This is a genomic window from Thermocatellispora tengchongensis (assembly GCF_014202315.1).
In the GTDB taxonomy this organism is placed as follows: domain Bacteria; phylum Actinomycetota; class Actinomycetes; order Streptosporangiales; family Streptosporangiaceae; genus Thermocatellispora; species Thermocatellispora tengchongensis.
The window spans coordinates 439,661-457,590 of the sequence record NZ_JACHGN010000004.1 but is presented as its reverse complement, the minus strand read 5'-3'; the positions used below and the strand labels follow the sequence as shown (position 1 = coordinate 457,590).

15 protein-coding genes are annotated in these 17,930 nt (G+C 73.1%); 14 read left to right on the top strand and 1 reads right to left on the bottom strand.

The features are described 5' to 3' along the window. Positions 1-13 precede the first annotated feature (13 nt). From HNP84_RS11445 to HNP84_RS11380, 14 genes are all read left to right on the top strand, one after another. Entirely contained in the window at positions 14-958 is a 945-nt protein-coding gene (locus HNP84_RS11445; RefSeq protein ID WP_185049592.1) for a MurR/RpiR family transcriptional regulator, read from the top strand. A gap of 77 nt (positions 959-1,035) precedes the next feature. After that, positions 1,036-1,809, top strand: a complete 774-nt coding sequence (locus tag HNP84_RS11440; RefSeq protein ID WP_185049591.1) for an enoyl-CoA hydratase/isomerase family protein — start codon at positions 1,036-1,038, stop codon at positions 1,807-1,809. A gap of 150 nt (positions 1,810-1,959) precedes the next feature. Beyond that, entirely contained in the window at positions 1,960-2,259 is a 300-nt protein-coding gene (locus tag HNP84_RS11435; RefSeq protein ID WP_246518025.1) for a hypothetical protein, read from the top strand. A gap of 40 nt (positions 2,260-2,299) precedes the next feature. Continuing rightward, positions 2,300-3,526: a DUF6395 domain-containing protein gene (locus tag HNP84_RS55960; protein WP_185049589.1), complete on the top strand. Its 1,227-nt coding sequence runs from the start codon at positions 2,300-2,302 to the stop codon at positions 3,524-3,526. Next, positions 3,523-4,365: a M55 family metallopeptidase gene (locus HNP84_RS11425; RefSeq protein ID WP_185049588.1), complete on the top strand. Its 843-nt coding sequence runs from the start codon at positions 3,523-3,525 to the stop codon at positions 4,363-4,365. The genes HNP84_RS55960 and HNP84_RS11425 overlap by 4 nt, the downstream gene beginning before the upstream one ends. A gap of 3 nt (positions 4,366-4,368) precedes the next feature. Then, positions 4,369-5,940 carry a flavin monoamine oxidase family protein gene (locus HNP84_RS11420; protein ID WP_185049587.1) on the top strand — a complete coding sequence of 524 codons (1,572 nt, stop codon included), beginning with the start codon at positions 4,369-4,371 and terminating at the stop codon, positions 5,938-5,940. A gap of 107 nt (positions 5,941-6,047) precedes the next feature. Then, the gene (locus HNP84_RS11415; protein WP_185049586.1) at positions 6,048-6,584 is read left to right on the top strand and encodes a YbaK/EbsC family protein; all 537 of its coding nucleotides are present in this window, start codon (positions 6,048-6,050) and stop codon (positions 6,582-6,584) included. A 132-nt stretch (positions 6,585-6,716) separates the two neighbouring features. After that, the gene (locus HNP84_RS11410) at positions 6,717-9,245 is read left to right on the top strand and encodes a serine/threonine-protein kinase (RefSeq protein ID WP_246518024.1); all 2,529 of its coding nucleotides are present in this window, start codon (positions 6,717-6,719) and stop codon (positions 9,243-9,245) included. Positions 9,246-9,276: 31 nt separating this feature from the next. Continuing rightward, positions 9,277-11,211 (top strand): serine/threonine-protein kinase, encoded by a 1,935-nt coding sequence (locus HNP84_RS11405; protein ID WP_185049584.1) that lies wholly within the window; start codon positions 9,277-9,279, stop codon positions 11,209-11,211. A gap of 242 nt (positions 11,212-11,453) precedes the next feature. Then, positions 11,454-12,740 carry a serine/threonine-protein kinase gene (locus HNP84_RS11400; RefSeq protein WP_185049583.1) on the top strand — a complete coding sequence of 429 codons (1,287 nt, stop codon included), beginning with the start codon at positions 11,454-11,456 and terminating at the stop codon, positions 12,738-12,740. A 296-nt stretch (positions 12,741-13,036) separates the two neighbouring features. Next, entirely contained in the window at positions 13,037-13,816 is a 780-nt protein-coding gene (locus HNP84_RS11395) for an electron transfer flavoprotein subunit beta/FixA family protein (protein ID WP_185049751.1), read from the top strand. A gap of 19 nt (positions 13,817-13,835) precedes the next feature. Beyond that, a complete protein-coding gene (locus tag HNP84_RS11390) occupies positions 13,836-14,789 on the top strand; it encodes an electron transfer flavoprotein subunit alpha/FixB family protein (RefSeq protein WP_185049582.1) in 954 nt (317 codons plus the stop codon). 476 nt (positions 14,790-15,265) lie between these two features. Further along, the gene (locus tag HNP84_RS11385) at positions 15,266-16,468 is read left to right on the top strand and encodes a helix-turn-helix domain-containing protein (RefSeq protein WP_185049581.1); all 1,203 of its coding nucleotides are present in this window, start codon (positions 15,266-15,268) and stop codon (positions 16,466-16,468) included. 249 nt (positions 16,469-16,717) lie between these two features. Then, positions 16,718-17,212 carry an ATP-binding protein gene (locus HNP84_RS11380; RefSeq protein ID WP_185049580.1) on the top strand — a complete coding sequence of 165 codons (495 nt, stop codon included), beginning with the start codon at positions 16,718-16,720 and terminating at the stop codon, positions 17,210-17,212. Between the two features lie 197 nt (positions 17,213-17,409). On the opposite strand, the gene HNP84_RS11375 is transcribed toward HNP84_RS11380, so the two are convergent. After that, the gene (locus HNP84_RS11375; protein WP_185049579.1) at positions 17,410-17,901 is read right to left on the bottom strand and encodes a MarR family winged helix-turn-helix transcriptional regulator; all 492 of its coding nucleotides are present in this window, start codon (positions 17,899-17,901) and stop codon (positions 17,410-17,412) included. Positions 17,902-17,930: the final 29 nt, after the last annotated feature.

Below are 17,930 nucleotides of genomic sequence, written 5' to 3'. Positions count from 1 at the left end.
CAGGCGGGCGGCCATGGCAGAGACCGAGGACCACCGGAGCGAGCCGGCTCGCCCGCCCGCGGGCTTCGGCGGCGGCGAGTGGCCGGCCGAGACCCTGGTGGCGACGGTGCGCGGCGTGCTGCCGTCGCTCACCCCCGCCGCCCGTACGGTCGCGCGGCTGATCCTGGACGATCCCGCGATGGTGGCCCGCAGCACGATCACCGAGCTGAGCAGCGCCTCGGGCACCAGCGAGGCCACCATCGTGCGCACCGCCCGCGCGCTCGGCTTCGCGGGCTACCCGCAGCTCCGCCTGGCCCTGGCAGCCGCCTCCGCGGGCCGCACCCCCGACCGGCTGGTGCCCGGCGACGTGGGCCCCGACGATCCGCTCGCGGACGTGATCCTGAAGGTCTCGCGGGCCGAGTCCGAGGCGATCAAGGACACCGTGGCCCAGCTCACCGCCGAGCGCCTGGGCCCGGTCGTGGACTCCATCGCCGCGGCCCGCCGCGTGGACGTCTACGGCGTCGGCGCCTCGGGCCTGGTCGCGGCCGACATGAGCCAGAAGCTGCTGCGCATCGGCGTGGCCGGCAACGCCTTCACCGATGCCCATCTGGCCCTGACCAGCGCCGTCCTGCTCCGCCCCGGTGACGTCGCGGTGGGCGTCAGCACCAGCGGCGAGACCCCCGACGTCCTGGAGCCGCTGCGCACCGCCCGCGACGCCGGCGCCACCACGGTGGCGATCACCAACAACCCGCGCAGCTCCATGGCCGCCCTGGCCGAGCACCTGCTCATCTCCGCGGGCCGCGAGACCGCCTTCCGCCCCGGCGCCCTGGCCAGCCGGATCAGCCAGCTCCTGGTGGTCGACTGCGTCTTCGTGGGCGTGGCCCAGCGCACCTTCGACCGCTCCCAGCAGGCGTTGCAGGCCACCCGCAAGGCCATCGACGCCTTCGTCACCGAGACCCGCCCCCCGTCGCGCCGGTAGCCGGGGGCGCGTGGCCGTGCCCTCGTCCGGTCTCGTAGGTTGGGGCCGTTGATCGCGGGCTAGCGAGGAGGGGTGCCGTGGGGGAGTTCGTGCGCATCGAGAAGGACGGCGCGGTCGCCACGATCAGGCTGGACCGGCCGAAGATGAACGCCATCAGCTCGGCGCTGCACCGCGAGCTGGCGGAGTGCGCGCGTGAGGTGGACCGCGACCCGGAGGTGGGCGCGGTCGTGCTGTACGGCGGGGAGCGGGTGTTCGCGGCGGGCGCGGACATCAAGGAGATGGCCGGGATGTCGTACGGCGACATGTCGGCGTACTGCGCGGCGCTCCAGGGCTCGTTCGACGTCGTGGCCGCCGTCGGCAAGCCCGTCGTGGCCGCGATCACCGGGTACGCCCTCGGCGGCGGCTGCGAGCTGGCCCTGTGCGCCGACTTCAGGGTCGCGGGCGAGAGCGCCAAGCTCGGGCAGCCGGAGATCCAGCTCGGCATCATCCCCGGGGCCGGCGGCACCCAGCGGCTGCCGCGGCTGATCGGGCCCGCGCGGGCCAAGGACCTCATCTTCTCCGGACGCCACGTCGATGCCGGCGAGGCGCTGGCGATCGGGCTGGTGGACAAGGTCGTGCCGGACGCCGAGGTGCACGCCGCCGCGGTCGCGCTGGCGGCCACGTATGCCGGGGGCCCCGCGCTCGCGCTGCGCGCCGCCAAGCAGGCCGTGGACCGCGGCCTGGAAGTGGACCTGGCGACCGGGCTGGAGATCGAGCGGCTGCACTTCTCCGGCATGTTCGCCACCGAGGACGCCGGGATCGGCATGCGCGCGTTCATCGACAAGACCAAGCCGGAGTTCACCGGCCGCTGATCGCCATAACGATAGATGCGGTTGGACCAGGTGAACAATCGGTTGCCAGTATCGTGACGAATTATGGTGCTGTTGTGGAAGAGGGCGCCGGTGCCCGCGCGGCTCCGGCGTGCCGTTCGTGCGTGGTTGGACGCCAGGTACGTCACGCGCGTGGACCATCGCCACGACATCAAGGACGCGCTTCGGGAGGTCCAGGCGGTCGGGCGTGAGCTCGCGACGCTGCGCCGTGAGGTCGAGCGGCTGCGTACGCAGGTGACCGCGCTGGCCGCCGAGCCGAAGCAGCCCGCGCCGCCCGACTCCGCCCGTCGGGCGAAGTGGGACGAGGCGCACCGCCTCGCCACCGAGACCGCGACCGCCATGGACCGGCTGCTGCAGAACGAGGTCCTGCTCTGGCAGGCCGTGGACCGCATCGACGCCACGCTCGGCAAACGCGTGGAGGGCGTGGCATGAGCGGGTTCCTCTCTCTCGCGCGGCCGGCGAAGGAGGCGGCGTGAGAGTCGCCTGGACGGCCGACGGGGAGTCGTGGCGGCTCGACTTCCGGCTCGATCCGGAGGACTCGCTGACCGGCACGGTCACCGACGGCGCGCGGGTGCTGCTGGCCACCAACTCCTGCGCCGTGCGGCTGCCGCGCCCGCTCGCCGACGTGCACCCCGACCTGCTGGCCCTGGCCGCGTGGACCGTCGTCGCCCCCTACACCAGGCGGCGGATCGCCTTCGACCGGCCGGTCTCGCCCGGCGTGGCGGCGGCGATCGAGCTGGGCTGGGGGATCGAGGCCGGGCCCGTCGGCGGCACCCCGCGCGACGGGAGCAGGCTGGCCGTGTCCTACAGCGGCGGGGCCGACTCGGCGGCGGTGGCGGCGATCCTGCGCGACGCGCCGCTGGTGCACTTCCAGCGGGTCTCGCACCCGCGGGTGCCGAACCGGTGGGCCCACTACCGCTCCGACGTGCTGGCCCGGCTGGCCGTCGCCACAGGGCGCGAGCTGGCCGTGGTCCGCTCCGACCTGGAGTTCACCCTGGCCGAGCCGCGTCCCGGCTATCCCGAGCACCACGCCGTGGCCGCCGGGGCCGCGCTCCTGGCCGACGAGCTGGACCTGGGCGGGATCGCGTTCGGCTACGAGATGGGCTCACGGTGGCTGGGCGGCGGGCGCTACCTGCTGCGCTACACCCCCGACAACCCGATGTGGTCGGCCACCGGCAAGTGGGGCACCCTGTTCGCCGCGGCCGGGCTGCGCCTGGTGCTGCCGGTGGGTGGGGTGAGCGAGGCCACCACGATGCGCATCGCGCTCGGCTCCGAGCTGCGCGAGCAGGTGCGCTGGTGCCTGCGCGGCGACGACGGCGGCGCGTGCGGCACCTGCGGCAAGTGCCTGTACAAGGAGCTGATCCGGGCGGCGATCGAGCGCCGCCCGCTCGACACCCCCATCACCGCCGACCGGCCGGTCGCGGCGAAGTGGCAGAAGCCGCCGCCGTACGGCGGGCAGGAGATGATCGAGTACGGCTGCGCCCGCGTGCCCGGCATCGAGAGCACCCCGTTCGCCACCGCGGCCCGCCACCTGGGGGCCACCGTGGAGTCCACGAGCTGGCTCGACCGCTGCTACCCTCCCGCCCTTGAGGAGATACCCGATCCCTGGCGCAAGCAGGTCGAGGACTTCATGGCCGAGGAGGTCGGGCTGATGAGCGAGGACGAGGTGCGGCGCGTGGAAAGCTGGGGCGCGCGGTGAGGATCTACCTGTCGGTGGACATGGAGGGCGTCACCGGGCTCACCGATCCGGAGGAGATGCACGCGGGCCTGCGCGGGTACGAGCGCGGCTGCGAGCTGATGACCGCCGACGCCAACGCCGCCATCGCGGGCGCGTACGAGGCGGGGGCGAGCGCGGTGCTGGTCAACGACGCCCACGGCTCGACCAAGAATCTGCGCATCGACCTGCTCGACCCGCGGGCCACGCTGGTGCGCGGCCCCGGCAAGCCGATGCGGATGGGCCAGGGCCTCGACGCCGGTCACCGCGCGGCGATGTTCGTCGGCTACCACGCCCGCGCCGGGGTGCCGCACGGCGTGCTCAACCACACCTGGATGGGCAAGGAGATCCAGAACGTCTACCTCAACGGCGAGGTCTGCGGCGAGACCCGGATCGTGGCCGCGTACGCCGGGTTCCTGGGCGTGCCCGTGGCGCTGGTGACCGGCGACGAGGCGGTCTGCGAGGAGGCGCGGGCGGTGCTCGGCGACGTCGAGACCGTGGCGGTCAAGAAGGGCGTGGACAAGTTCTCCGCCGAGCTGCTGCCGCCGAGCGTGGCCCAGGAGCGCATCCGGGCGGGGGCGCGGCGGGCGCTGGAGCGGCTCGCCGGGTTCACGCCGTACCGGGTGGAGCCGCCGTACGTGCTGGGCGTGGAGTGGAACTCCACCGCCATCGCCTCCGCCTGCGGGCTGATCCCGGGCGTGCGCCTGGCGGGGTCGCGGCACGTCGAGTTCGCCACCGACGACTTCGCGCAGATCATGGGGCTGTTCGGGCTGTTCGCCATGCTCGGCGGTCAGGTGTCCTGCGGCAGCGGCCGGTACGGCTGACGCATGCGGGACAAGGGGATCACCCGGCGGGCGCTGCTGGTCGGCGTGGGGGCGGCCGGGGGCGCGGGTGCGATGTACGCCGCGATGGGCGCGCTCGGCCTGGCGCCGGGCGAGCAGCGGGCGGAGTTCGCGCCGCCGCAGGCGTCCGACTTCCGGCTGCGCGGCGCCTCGGCGGCGAAGGTGGTGGTGCTGGGCGCCGGGGTCGCCGGGCTGACCTGCGCCTACGAGTTGGGCAAGGCCGGTTACCACTGCACGGTGATCGAGGCGCGCGACCGGGTGGGCGGGCGCAGCCTGACCGTGCGCGGCGGCGACACGGTGTCCGAGCTGAACGGCGCGACGCAGACGGCGGAGTTCGGCGAGGGCGTGTACTTCAACGCGGGTCCCGGGCGGATCGCGCAGTGGATGGTCGCCCTGGACTACTGCCGCGAGCTGGGCGTGCCGATCGAGACGTTCGTCAACAACAACGCCTCGGCGTACATCTACAACCAGGGCATGGCGGCGCCGGTGCGGGCCCGCACCGCCCGTGCCGACTTATACGGATATATCGCCGAATTATTGGCTAAAGCCACCGACGCCGGCGCGCTCGACCGGCGGCTCACGCCCGACGACAAAGAGCGCCTGCTCGAATTCCTGCGCCGCTTCGGCGACATCGGCCCGCGCAACACCTACGAGGGCTCGCAGCGGCGCGGCTTCCAGGTCTATCCGGCGGTCGGCGAGGGCACCCCGCTCCCCGGCCCCGGCCCGCTGGCCCAGGTGCTGTCCAGCGGGGTCGGCCGCGCGGTCACCGTGGACTTCGGCTTCGAGCAGGCCATGCCGATGTTCCAGCCGGTCGGCGGCATGGACGCCATCGTGCGCGCGCTGGCCGACGCGGTGGGCGATGACCGGCTGCGCCTCGGCACCCGGGTCACCAAGATCACCAGCCTGGCCGACGGCGTCGAGGTCGAGGTCCGCGGTCCCGGCGGCGCGGAGGTCGTGCGCGCCGCCTACTGCATCGCCGCGCTGCCGCCGCACCTGCTGGCCAAGATCCCCGGCAGCCTCCCCGCCGACGTGCGCGCCGCGCTCGCCACGCCCCGCCCGGTCGCGACCGGCAAGATCGGCCTGGAGTACGGCCGGCGCTGGTGGGAGCTGGAGGACCGGATCTACGGCGGCATCACCGAGACCGACCTCGACATCACCCACATCTGGTACCCGTCCTACGGCTACCACGGCACGCGCGGCCTGGTCGTCGGCTACTACAACACCGAGGAGCACGCGGCGGCGTACGGGGCGATGACCCACCGCGACCGCCTGCGCCGCGCGCTCACCCAGGGCAAGAAGATCCACGGCGAGAAGTACCGCACGGGGGTGCTGTCGTCGGTGTCGGTCGCCTGGGAGCGCCAGCCGCACATCGAGGGCGGCTGGGTGCGCTGGCCGTCCTTCACCGGCGCGTTCGAGCTGCTGCAGCGCCCGGCGGGCCGGGTCTACTTCGCCGGAGACTGGCTCACCCACCTGATCGCCTGGCAGGCCGGCGCCATGGAATCGGCCCGGCGCGTGGTCACCGACCTGCACAAACGCGCCCTGACCGAAACCACCTGACCGCGTTCCACGGGAACGAATCCGCTCCGCGGCGCTCGCGGGCGGGTGGGCTGGCGTAGGGTTTCTGGGAGACCCGGGACGTGGGGGAAACGGGAAAGGCTGATCGCATGGCACTTGGCACTCTCGACTGGGCGCCGGCGCCCGCCCGGCTCGACCTGCTGGCCGAGCCGGTGGCGGCGTACGTGCGCGCGCTGGGCGAGGCCGAGGGGTCGGCGCTCCAGGTCGCCGAGATCGATCCGGAGCTCGCCGACACGGCGGCGTTCTGCGAGCGCTACTCGGTGGGCATGGACGAGTCGGCCAACTGCGTCATCGTCGCGGGCAAGCGCGGCGGCGAGGTGCGCTACGCGGCGTGCATGGTGCTGGCCACCACGCGGGCCGACGTCAACGGCGTGGTGCGCAAGCACCTCGACGCGCGCAAGGTGTCCTTCGCGCCGCAGGCCGAGGCGGTGCGGCTGACCGCGATGGAGTACGGCGGGATCACCCCGCTCGGCCTGCCCGACGACTGGCCGGTGCTCGTGGACGAGGCGGTGGCGGCCCATCCCATGGTCGTGATCGGCAGCGGCCTGCGCCGCTCCAAGCTCGCCCTGCCCGGTGCGGCCCTGGCCGCGCTCAAAACCGCGGAGGTGCTCCGTCTGGCCAACTGACGCCGTTTCGAAGCCTGTTTGTGACCCTTGTTTGGGAAACCGAATGAGCCTGCGGGAACGTTGTACGAGCGGGAATGTGGCCTCGCGGTTCATCTCAGGGGCGGTGTTTGAGCCGGTATGGTGCTTCATGCCATGAATGACGACCGACTGGGACCCTACCGGCTGCTGCGGCGGCTCGGTGAAGGCGGCATGGGTGTCGTCCACCTCGCGGTCGATCCTCAGGGTCGCCAGGTGGCCGTCAAAGTGCTGCGCGCCGAGGTCACCGGCGACGACGTCGCGCGGCGGCGGCTGGCCCGCGAGGTCGAGACCATGCGCCGGGTGCGCAGCGAGAACATCGCCGAGGTCCTCGACGCCGACGTCACCGGGCACCGTCCGTACATCGTCACCCGTTACGTCCAGGGTCAGCCCCTCGACGACCTGGTCAAGCAGGACGGCCCGCTCGACCTGCCGGCCCTGCTGCGGGTGGCCAAGGGGGTGGCCTCGGCCCTGGCCGCGGTCCACTCCGTCGGCGTGATCCACCGCGACCTCAAGCCGGGCAACGTCCTGATCATGAACGGCGAGCCCGTGCTCATCGACTTCGGCATCGCCCAGGCGGTAGACGCGACCCGGCTCACGCAGACCGGCATGTTCATCGGCACGCCCGGATACCTCGCGCCCGAGATCATCGAGGGCCAGGTCGCGGGCCCCGAGGTCGATGTGCACGCCTGGGCGGGCACGCTGCTGTTCGCCTGCACCGGCCAGCCGCCCTTCGGCAAGGGCACGCTGGAGATGATCTTCTACAACATCACCGCGGGCAAGGCCAACATCGAGGCCGCGCCGCCCCCGCTCCAGCCGCTGCTGCGCGCCGCGCTCCAGCGCGACCCGGCCAAGCGGCCCACCGCCGCCGAGCTGGCCGAGCGGGTGAGCGCGCTGCTGCCCAAGCCCGAGCGCCGCCCGCCCGACGAGATCACCACGGTGCCCGAGATCGGCGCCGCGAGCCGGGCCGACGCCGACATCCCCACCCCGCCCGTGGGGCCGCAGCGTGCCCAGGTGCTCGGCCGCGGCACCTCCACCGGCCCCGCCCTGGGCACCGGCCCGCGCCCCGGCGGCCCCAGCGGCCCCGATTCCGGCTCCGACCAGGCGTACGTCTCGCTGCTCGGCCAGCAGCCGGTCACGCCGGTCACGCCCGTGCCCGCGACCGGGCAGCAGGCCACCCCGCTCGCCCCGCCCGCCGCGCCCGACGAGGGCGACCCGTGGCCCACCCGCAGGGTGACCCCCGAGGAGCTGCGCCAGGCCCGCACGGCCGGCGAGCTGCCGGTCTCGGGCGGCTTCCCGCCGGGCCTTCCCGGCAGCCTGCCCGGCGACGGCCAGGGCGCGCAGCCCTGGCAGGGCCCGGGGGCCGCCGCGGTGCCGTCGCGCCCGTGGGACCTGCCCGCGTCCGGCGACGGCCAGGCGCAGAGCTGGGACGTCCCGACCCAGGCCGACGCCTCCGCCGCGCCGTCCCAGGCCCTGCCCGCCCAGTCCGCCGCGCCCTCCCACTCCGCGCCCTCCGCGCCCTCGCAATCATGGGACGTGCCGACCCAGGCCGATCCGGCCGCCGCCCCGGCCCCCGTGCGGCCCGAGGGCGACGTGCCGACCCAGCGGGTGCGGCCCAACGACCTGCCCGAGTACATCCGCAACTACGGCCAGCCGGGGCAGCAGGGCTACCCCGGCACCTCGTCGTACCCGCACGGGGGCCAGGCCGCGCCGCCCTACGGGCAGGGCGCGGCCGGCCAGGCCACGCCCGCGTACGGGCACGCCGCGAACCAGGCGCCGCCCGCGCGCCCGCAGCAGGGCGCCCAGCCGCCCGGCCGGCAGGCGCCGGGCTGGCCCCAGCAGGGCGGCGGCTACCCGCCGCCCTATCCGCCGCAGGCCCCGCCCGGCGGTCGTCCCGCCGAGCCCTACGCCGGCTACGCGCCCCATGCCCCGGATCAGCCCGCCGCGCACGCCCACGGCGGCCTGGCCGCCGGCACCCAGGCGCCGCCCGGGCCGCAGCAGCCGCCCGCGCTGCACCCGGGCCAGCGTCCCGGCCAGCCGCTGCAGCGCTCCAAGGCCTACGCCGTCGCGGCGATCCTGCTGCTGGTCATCATGACCGCGGCCGCGGTGCTCGCGCCGGTGCTCGTCGCCGCGGTGGCGATCCCGGTCGCGGTGCTGCTGCGCGCGGCCGACATCGCCCAGCCGCAGCTCGCCGGGCAGCGCGCCGCGGGCGCGGCGGCGCTCGACGTGGTCCGGGTGCTCGGGCAGCCGGTGGCGCTGGCCAAGTCGATCGGCATCACGATCGCGCTGGTGCCGTACGCGCTGATCCTGGGCCTGCCGGTGACCCTGCTGCTCACCGTGCTGGTGCAGGGGATGGAGGCGGGCACCGCGCTGAGCTGGGGCATGGCGGTCGCGCTGTGGACCATCTGCGCGGGGCCCGGAGTCGAGGGGCCGAGCCGGCAGATGCGCCGCACCCTCGCCTCCCTTCTGCCGTCCCGCAACGCGGCGATGGGCCTGGCCGGCGTGCTGGCCGTCCTCGCCGCGGTGGCGGGTCTGTTCGTGATCGGCACGCGCGGTGTCGGCGGCGGCTCCGTGGTGTGGTCGCCGATCGACGTCTCGCCGATCACGGATCAACTGACCGTCCTTCACCGCAAGGCGGCGCGATGACACGGGGGGCGCCGCCGGATGGAGTGAGGCCATGACAACGGGGGAGACTCAGGCGCCTGAGAGGCTGGGCCCATACCGGCTGATCCGCAAGATCGGCGAAGGCGGTATGGGCGTCGTGCATTTGGGGGTGGACGAAGAGGGCGGCGAGGTCGCCGTCAAGGTGCTCCACCCTCACGTCGCCGCCGATCTCAAGGCGCGCGACCGGCTCACCCGCGAGGTCGAGACCATGCGCCGGGTGCGCAGCCCGCACGTCGCCGAGGTGGTGGACGCCCAGCTCGGCGGGCCGCAGCCGTACGTCGTGACCAGGTTCGCGCCGGGGCGCACCCTGGAGGAGACCGTCCTGACCGACGGGCCGCTGGACACGCCCGCCCTGCTGCGGCTGATCCGCGGCATGTGCGCGGCGCTGGTCGCGATCCACCAGGCCGACGTGATCCACCGCGACTTCAAGCCGTCCAACGTGATCCTGGTCGGCGGCGAGCCGCTGGTCATCGACTTCGGCATCGCCCACCTGGTCAACGCGACCAGGCTCACCCAGACCGGCATGTTCGTCGGCACGCCCGGCTACCTCGCGCCCGAGATCATCAGGGACGCCGAGATCACCCAGGCCGCCGACGTGCACGCCCTGGCCTCCACGGTGTTCTTCGGCGCCACCGGCAAGCCGCCGTTCGGCACCGGCTCGTTCGAGGCGGTCTGCTTCAACATCATGGAGGGCCGGGCGCAGATCGACCTGGCCCCGGTGTGGCTGCGCGCCTGGCTGCGCGCCGCGCTGCAGGTGGACGCCGCGGCCCGGCCCTCGGCGTCCGAGCTGTACCGCATGGCCCGCGCGCTCGACCCGACCGTGACGGCGTTCAACGAGAGCCCGACGCTCGGCGAGGCGCCGACCAAGCGCACCCCGCCGCCCCACGGCGGCACCCAGGTGCTCCAGCCCGACGAGCCGCCGCCCCCGCCGCGCAACGGCACCCGGGTGCTGTCCCCCGACGACTTCGCCGACCTGCTGCCGCCGGTCGAATACGCCCCGCCGCCCAAGCGGCGCAAGCCCGACCCCGCGCCGCCCCCGCCCCGGCAGGCGAGCGTCGCGCCGCCGGTCGCGCCGCCTCCGGCACCGCCCCCGCCCTACTCGCCGTACGGGGCGCCCTACCCCGACCAGCGGGTGGCCGGCTACCCGCCGCCGCCCACCGCGCCGCCGCAGCCGTACCCGCCGCCGCCGACCGCCCCCGGGCGGCCCTACCCGCAACAGCCGCAGGCCCGGCCGCCGGCGCCCGAGCCCCCGCGCGAGCGCACTCCCTACCGCGTCGGCCACCCGATCCTGGCCGCCACCCTGCTGGTGGTGATCACCGGTGCGGCGTGCATGTACCCGGTGCTGGTCAGCGCGTTCGCGATCGTGCTCGTGCTGTGCCTGCGCGTGGGCGAGAACCTGTTCGGCGACATCGCCGAGCGGCGCCGGGTGCGCGGCAGCAGCGGCGCCGACCCGGTCATCGCGGTGCTCGGCACGCCGTGGGCGCTGATCCGGGCCACGCTGGGCACTCTGGTCCACGTGCCGCTTTCGGTGATGTTCGGCATGTGCGTGTGGGGGGTGCTGGCCTACGGCGGCGGGCTCGACACCGACACCGCCGCCGCGTACGCCGCGGGCGCGTTCACCGCGGGCCTGTTCGTGCTGCCCGGCGCGGGCAAACCGCGCAAGGCGGTGGCCCGCACGCTCACCGCCGTGGTGCGCAGCCCCGGCGCGGGCATGGTCATGGCGATCATCCTGGGCACGCTGGCCCTGTTCGTGGTGGCGGGCGTGCTGAGCATGGAGGCCGCATCCTTCGCTCCGTGGGACAAACCATCCGACGTGATCGACCGGATCACCCTGGAGTTCCAGCGCCGCACCGACCAGGTGTCGATGGGCGCGGTCGATCTGATCACCGGGCTGGTGGACGACCTGCTGCGCAGCATCGGCCTGGGCTTCCTGTCCCCCTGGTCCTGAGCAGGTCACTCCTCCCCCCACAGGTACGTGCCGGCGGCCTGTCCCGGCAGTTCGATCTGCGGGACGCCCCGGTGGCCGGCCGCGGGCGTGGTCTCCCTCCTGACAGGCGCGCTGCCTGCGACTTCGCCGGGGCGACCCGGGCCGCTTGGCCGCGACATGGGACTCGCGGGGGAGCCGGGTTCGAGTGCGGATCGGCTCCATCTGGGGCACGATGTCAGTAAGCCGCCGCCTGAGGAGGGGCATTGGGAGCGCCGCCTGATCCCGGCCAGATGGGCCCGTACCGCCTGCTCTCGCTGATCGGCGCCGGAGGGTTCGGGGCGGTGCACATCGCCCTCGACCCCAAGGGGCACACGGTAGCGGTCAAGGTGCTGCACCCGCACGTCGCCGCCGACGCCACCGCGCTGGCCAGGCTCGCCCGCGAGGTCGAGACCATGCGCCGGGTGCGCGGGGCCAACGTCTCCGAGGTGCTCGACGCCGAGCTGAGCGGTGAGCGGCCCTACATCGTCACCCGCTACGTCCAGGGACGCGCGCTCAACACGGTCGTCAACGAGGAGGGCCCGGTCGCGGGCGAGGACCTGGTCCGGCTGGCGCGCGGGCTGGCCGCGGCGCTGGCCGCCATCCATGGGGCGGGCGTGGTGCACCGCGACTTGAAGCCGGCCAACGTGATCCTGGCCGACGGCGAGCCCGTCGTGATCGACTTCGGCATCGCGCACGCGCTCGACTCGGTGTCGGTCACCATGTCCGGCGCGGTGCTGGGCACGCCCGGCTACCTCGCGCCCGAGGTGATCAAGGACGGTGAGGCCGGGGAGGCCGCCGACGTCTTCTCCTTCGCCGCCACGCTGGCCTTCGCCGCGACGGGCCGCCCGCCGTACGGCGTGGGGCCGGCCACCGCCATCGCCTACCGCGTCGTGCACGACGAGCCCGACCTCGACGGCGTGCCCGAGTGGCTGGAGCCGATCCTGCGCGAGTGCCTGGCGCACGACCCGGCCGCGCGGCCGACGGCCGTCCAGTTGTGCGCCAGGCTGGGCGCGGTCGTCCCGCCGCCCGCGCCCGTGCCGTCGCGCTCGCCCGGCGGCACCGCGGTGGGCGAGATTCCGCCGGTGCGGCCGGAGGACGGCGTGCACGGGCTGGCCACCCAGGCGCTGGGCCAGGATCGGCGGCCCGCCGAGCGAGGCGGACGGCTCTCGCCGGAGGAGGCCAGGGCCCGCCATGTCGCCAAGATCCGCACCCGGTGGGTGATCGGCTCGGGGCTCGTGGTGGGCCTCACCGCGGCGGCGGCGCAGGAGCACCTGTCCGAGGTGTCGCTGCTCGTGCTCGCCGTCTACTCGGTGGCGGTGCTGGTGGACGCCGGGTTCGCCCTGTTCTCCCGCAATGGGCGGCAGCGCGGCCGGCTGGCGGTCGATCTGGGCAGCGTGGCCGGCACCGTCGCCCTGTGGTTCGTGCTCAACGCCGTGTTCAGCACGTTCACCCTGGTCCTGGCGCTGGGCACGGTCCTGGCGGTGCTGCTCGTCGTGGTGATGGCCAGTTAGGGCCGGGGCGGTGACGTGCTCCGGAACATAATTCGGTATCGTCGTGGATAAGGCCGTCGGGCCGGCGGATATCCGCTGATCTGCGGGTTTGCGCCGAAGCTACCCATGGGTAACATGGCGGCGGGGGGATCGGGGCCGTACGTGCCCGGACCACCCGCTGCCGAGGGCCCGCGGGGCACCTGGCAGTCTTGGCAGAACGCGACCGTCTCGGCGGGTGCGTACCCAGACCGGCGCCGCCGCGCCCGCGCGGAGGGGCCGGGGGAACAACGGGATATCGTCCGGAGGCCATGGACCCCATGAACATCGTCGTCTGCGTGAAGCAGGTCCCCGACACGGCGACCGAGCGCAAGCTGAGGTCCGATGACAATACGCTCGACCGCGACGCCGCGGACGGTGTCGTCAACGAGCTCGACGAGTACGCGGTCGAGGAGGCACTGCGGCTCAAGGAGGCGCACGGCGGCGAGGTGACCGTCCTCACCATGGGGCCGGACAAGGCCGCCGACACCATCCGCAAGGCGCTGGCGATGGGCGCCGACAAGGCCGTCCACCTCGTGGACGACGCGCTGCACGGCTCCGACGCGCTGTCCACGTCGTACGCGATGGCCCAGACCCTGAAGAAGATCGGGTTCGACCTGGTCATCCTGGGCTCGGAGTCCACCGACGCGCGTACCGGCGTGCTGGCCGCGATGCTGGCCGAGCGCCTGGGCGTCGCCCAGCTCACCCTGGCCAACAAGGTCGAGGTCGAGGGCTCGGCGGTCACCATCCAGCGGGTCACCGACTACGGCTACGACAAGGTGCAGGGCTCGCTGCCCGCGGTCATCTCCGTGGTCGAGAAGATCAACGAGCCGCGCTACCCGTCGTTCAAGGGCATCATGGCGGCCAAGAAGAAGCCGGTGCAGAAGCTGGGCGCGGCCGAGGCCGAGCTGGCCGCCGACCAGATCGGCCTGGGGGCCGCGTGGAGCGAGGTGACCGAGGCCGCCGCCGCCCCGCCGCGCGCCGCGGGCACCGTGGTCAAGGACGAGGGCGACGGCGGCGTGAAGACCGCCGACTTCCTGTCGTCGAAGAAGTTCATCTGAGAACGGGGGTTGTGCTGAAATGTCGGAAATTCTCGTTCTCGTCGAGCACGTGGACGGCGAGGTCAAGAAGGTCACGCTGGAGCTGCTGACCCTCGCCCGCTCCCTGGGCACCCCCGCCGCGGTGTGGGCCGGCCCCGGCTACGGTGAGCCCGCCAAGGCCAGGCTCGCCGAGTACGGCGCCGAAAAGGTCTACCTCGCCGACAGCGCCGAGATCGTCGACTACGTCGTCGGCCCCAAGGCCGAGCTGCTGGCCACCCTGGTCGCGGAGAAGTCCCCGGCCGCGGTGCTCATCGCCGCCACCCCCGAGGGCAAGGAGATCGCGGGCCGCCTGGCGATCAAGACCGACTCCGGTGTCATCACCGACGCCGTGGGCCTGAGCGAGGGCTTCGTCGCCGACCAGTCCATCTTCGGCGGCGGCGTCAACGTCAAGTCCCGGGTCACCAAGGGCACGCCGATCATCGCCGTACGCCCCAACTCCACCGCCCCCGAGGCCGCCCCCGGCGCCGCCGCCGAGGAGCAGGTCACGGTCACGCTGTCCGACGCCGCCAAGGCGGCCAAGGTCGTCGAGCGGGTCAAGCAGGAGAAGGGCGCCCGCCCCGAGCTCACCGAGGCCGCCATCGTGGTCTCCGGCGGGCGCGGCGTGGGCTCGGCGGAGAACTTCGCCATCATCGAGAAGCTCGCCGACTCCCTGGGCGCGGCGGTGGGCGCCTCCCGCGCGGCCACCGACGCCGGCTGGTACCCGCACCAGTTCCAGGTGGGCCAGACGGGCAAGACGGTCTCGCCCCAGCTCTACATCGCCGCGGGCATCTCCGGCGCGATCCAGCACCGGGCCGGCATGCAGACCGCCAAGACGATCGTGGCCATCAACAAGGACCCCGAGGCCCCGATCTTCGAACTGGCCGACTTCGGCGTGGTCGGCGACCTGTTCCAGGTCGTCCCCCAGCTCACCGAAGAAATCGAAAAGCGCAAGTAACCTAAAAGCGGCGGGCGGCACGCGTCGGCGCGTGCCGCCCTCCACGCTGCGCCCGGAAATCGCCTTCGCTCCGCTCAGCCGCTTTGTTTTTCGAAGGCCGGGCTCCGCCCGGCGCTGGCGCCCTCCGGTGTCCGTCTACCTGCGGGGGATGCCCCCCGGCCCACCCGCTGCTGGCCTGGTGCCCGCTCGTCCGCGTGCTGTTGCGTGCGGAATTCGCTCAGCCGCTCTTACAACTGCGAGGGCTTCACCCGGCGCCGGCGCCCTTTCCACCCAAGGCCGTCATCGGCCGCAGACCACAAGATAGAGCCCTACGGCACCCAGACATTTGCCGGCAACTGATGCGGGACAGACCATTCTGCCCGCGTCTTCCCATCGACGCCGCGGGACGATCAGAGGCCGGGTTCGCCGCAGCGATCGCATAAGAAGAGCCCTGGCAATAGCCTGAGGTTGTCAAGACGCCAGGAAGGCCAGGGCCTATGGGGGACGTCAGCACGATCGGTGCACATCTCAAAGCGATCCGAAACGAGCGCGGGCTAAGCCAGGAAGCGCTCGCGGAGCGCGCCGGGCTGTCGAAGGACCTGATTTCCAAGCTGGAGCAGGGACGTCGCCATTCTTGCCGCATCACCTCCCTGATGAAGCTCGCGAACGCGCTCGATGTCGAACTCACCGCGTTGACCGGCAAACGCGAACGGCTGGGCAGCGACCGCGACGGCGGCAGTGTGCTCGCCATCCGTGATGCCATCTTGTCCCCCTCGCTCCTGCCCGGCATGCACGGGATGGATCACGATGACGAGGGGGAGCCGACCCCGCAGCCCCGCCTGGCCGCCGCCCTCGCCTCCTGCTGGAACCAGTACTGGGACGGTGACTTCGGTGCGCTCACGGCGGCCACACCGGGGCTCATCGCGGAGGCGCGCCTGGCACACCGAGCCCTGGGGCCGGAGGCCGTCGGGGCGCTCGCGCAGTCCTACCAGCTCGCCGCCAACCTGATGGTGCACCTCGGCAAGACCGACCTGGCCGCGGTGGCCGCCGAGCGGGCCATCACCACGGCCGTCCAGGGCGATGACGAATGGCAGTGGGCGTCCGCGCACGCCACCTATGCCTGGGTGCTGGAGCACCAGGCACGCCTCGACGAGGCCGAGGCCCTCGCAGTACGGGTGGCCCAGCGTATCGAGCCGTCGTTCAGCGCGCCCGCGCCGCACGTGGCGGTGTGGGGCAACATGTTGATCACGGCCATCGGCGCCGCCGCGCTTCAGGGCGAAGCGGTCACCGACCGAGTGATGGAGTACGTGTCGCTCGCCGCGGCCGGCGCCGAGCGGCTCGGACGTACGATCGCGGCGTATCAGACCACGTTCGGGCCGAGCAAGGTAGCGGTGAATGAGACCCGCGCCTGGGCGCTCCTCGGCGAACCCAAGCGTGCGCTGACGGCCGCCCAGAAGGTGCGGGCGGCCGACCTGCGTCCCATCGCCTATGGGCATTACCTGCTCGACGTGGCGCAGGCGAGCATGGACGCGCGCCAGTACGCCGCCGTCGAGAGACGGTTGAGCGAGGCCGAGCGAATCTCGCCCGTGTGGTTCCGCCATCAAGGGGCGGCACGCGCCCTGGTGCGTGAGATCCGTGAAGTCGTGACCCGGCCATCGCCGACGGTGCGACATCTGGTGAAAGCTGTCGGCCTTGACTAGGACATCGCGTCCTACCAGTCCGGCGAAGCCCTGACCGAGTCGAACGTTGCGTCCCACCGCGTCCGACTGGCCACTCTGGGTATAGGGCAGGGCGTCCCGGCGCGCCCGCAGAAAGATTCGGAGAGTCGGACAGTGTGCCCGTGGTCAGGAGATGCCTGCGGAACGTAACTTTCCGTTCACATCACACCAACCGTAGGTGACGGAGCCCGCCGAAACGCCGCAGACGCTCGACGGGCCCTTGGCCAGGAGGTGACCCTGACCCGTGGAGCACTCAAGGACGGCCCGCCGCACCGACGGGCGATCTTCCGCCGCATTCCGCGCCGCCGCAAGGGGGTGGCGGTGATGCCGGTGAACATCATCAGGCGCGAGCTCGCCGGAACGGCCCGTGCCCCTCGCGATGGCCGGGAGTTCGTCGCCAAGGCGCTGGTCGGCCAGCCGCGTGCCGACGACCTCGTACAGATCGCCTCCGAGCTGATCACCAACGCGATCCGTCACTCGCATTCCAAGCGGCCCGGTGGCCGGGTCGCGGTGACCGTCATCGAGGGGATCGACTTCGACGGAATCGGGTTCGCCGGGGTGAAGGTCACCGACGACGGCTCCCAGTCGCAGCCGCACGTGAAGCGCTCCGCGCGCCTGGAGGAGTCCGGATACGGGCTCGCCCTGGTGGAGGAGTTGTCCGATCGGTGGGGCCACTACGTCATCGGCCACCGCCGTACGGTGTGGGCCGCGGTGGCGAGCTCGTGACGCATTCGCGCCCTCGGCCTCGGAGGATTCCCTTGACCTGCCAAGAGGCTCTCTATCTGCACCTCGTCACCTCCACCTGGCCTGTCTGGGTCATCACTGCCGGGCCCACATGGTGGGCGGTCCGCCGTGCCTCCCTACCCGAGCGACATCGCGCCGCAGGGCTGCGGCCCATCATCGGCCGGCCGATGGCGGTGGAACTACTCACGCACCGGGAAATCGCCGCGGCTTGAGGCTGCCTGATCCGCTTCGGGTGGGTGAGGGCGGCTGGTCTTGCCGAGGATGCGGCGCAGGGCGGCGATGTCCTGGCCGTCGAGGCGAGAGCCGATGAGTTCGTCGTAGATGGCGCACTGGAGGTCTTTCGCCTCGGCTGTCTGCCGTCGTCCCTTGTCGGTCAGGACGGCGAGGATGACCCGCCGGTTGCCGGGCTCTGGGTGCCGTTCGACCAGGCCCTTGCCGACCAGGCGGTCGATGAGACGGGTCACGCCGCCGCGGGTGACGAGCAGGGCGTCGGCGAGTTCGTGCATGCGCAGGCCGTCGGGGTGGGGGAGGAGGGCGGCCAGCAGTTCGTGCTCAAGCAGCGAGGTGCCGAAGGCGGCTTCGAGACGTCTTCCGATCTCCGTCTTGACCTGCCCGTCCATGTGCTGGAGCTGGGCCCATACGCCGAGCTTCTCCCATGCGTCGTCGTCCATCCGCGATCAGGACCCTAGGCCCTCGTCCT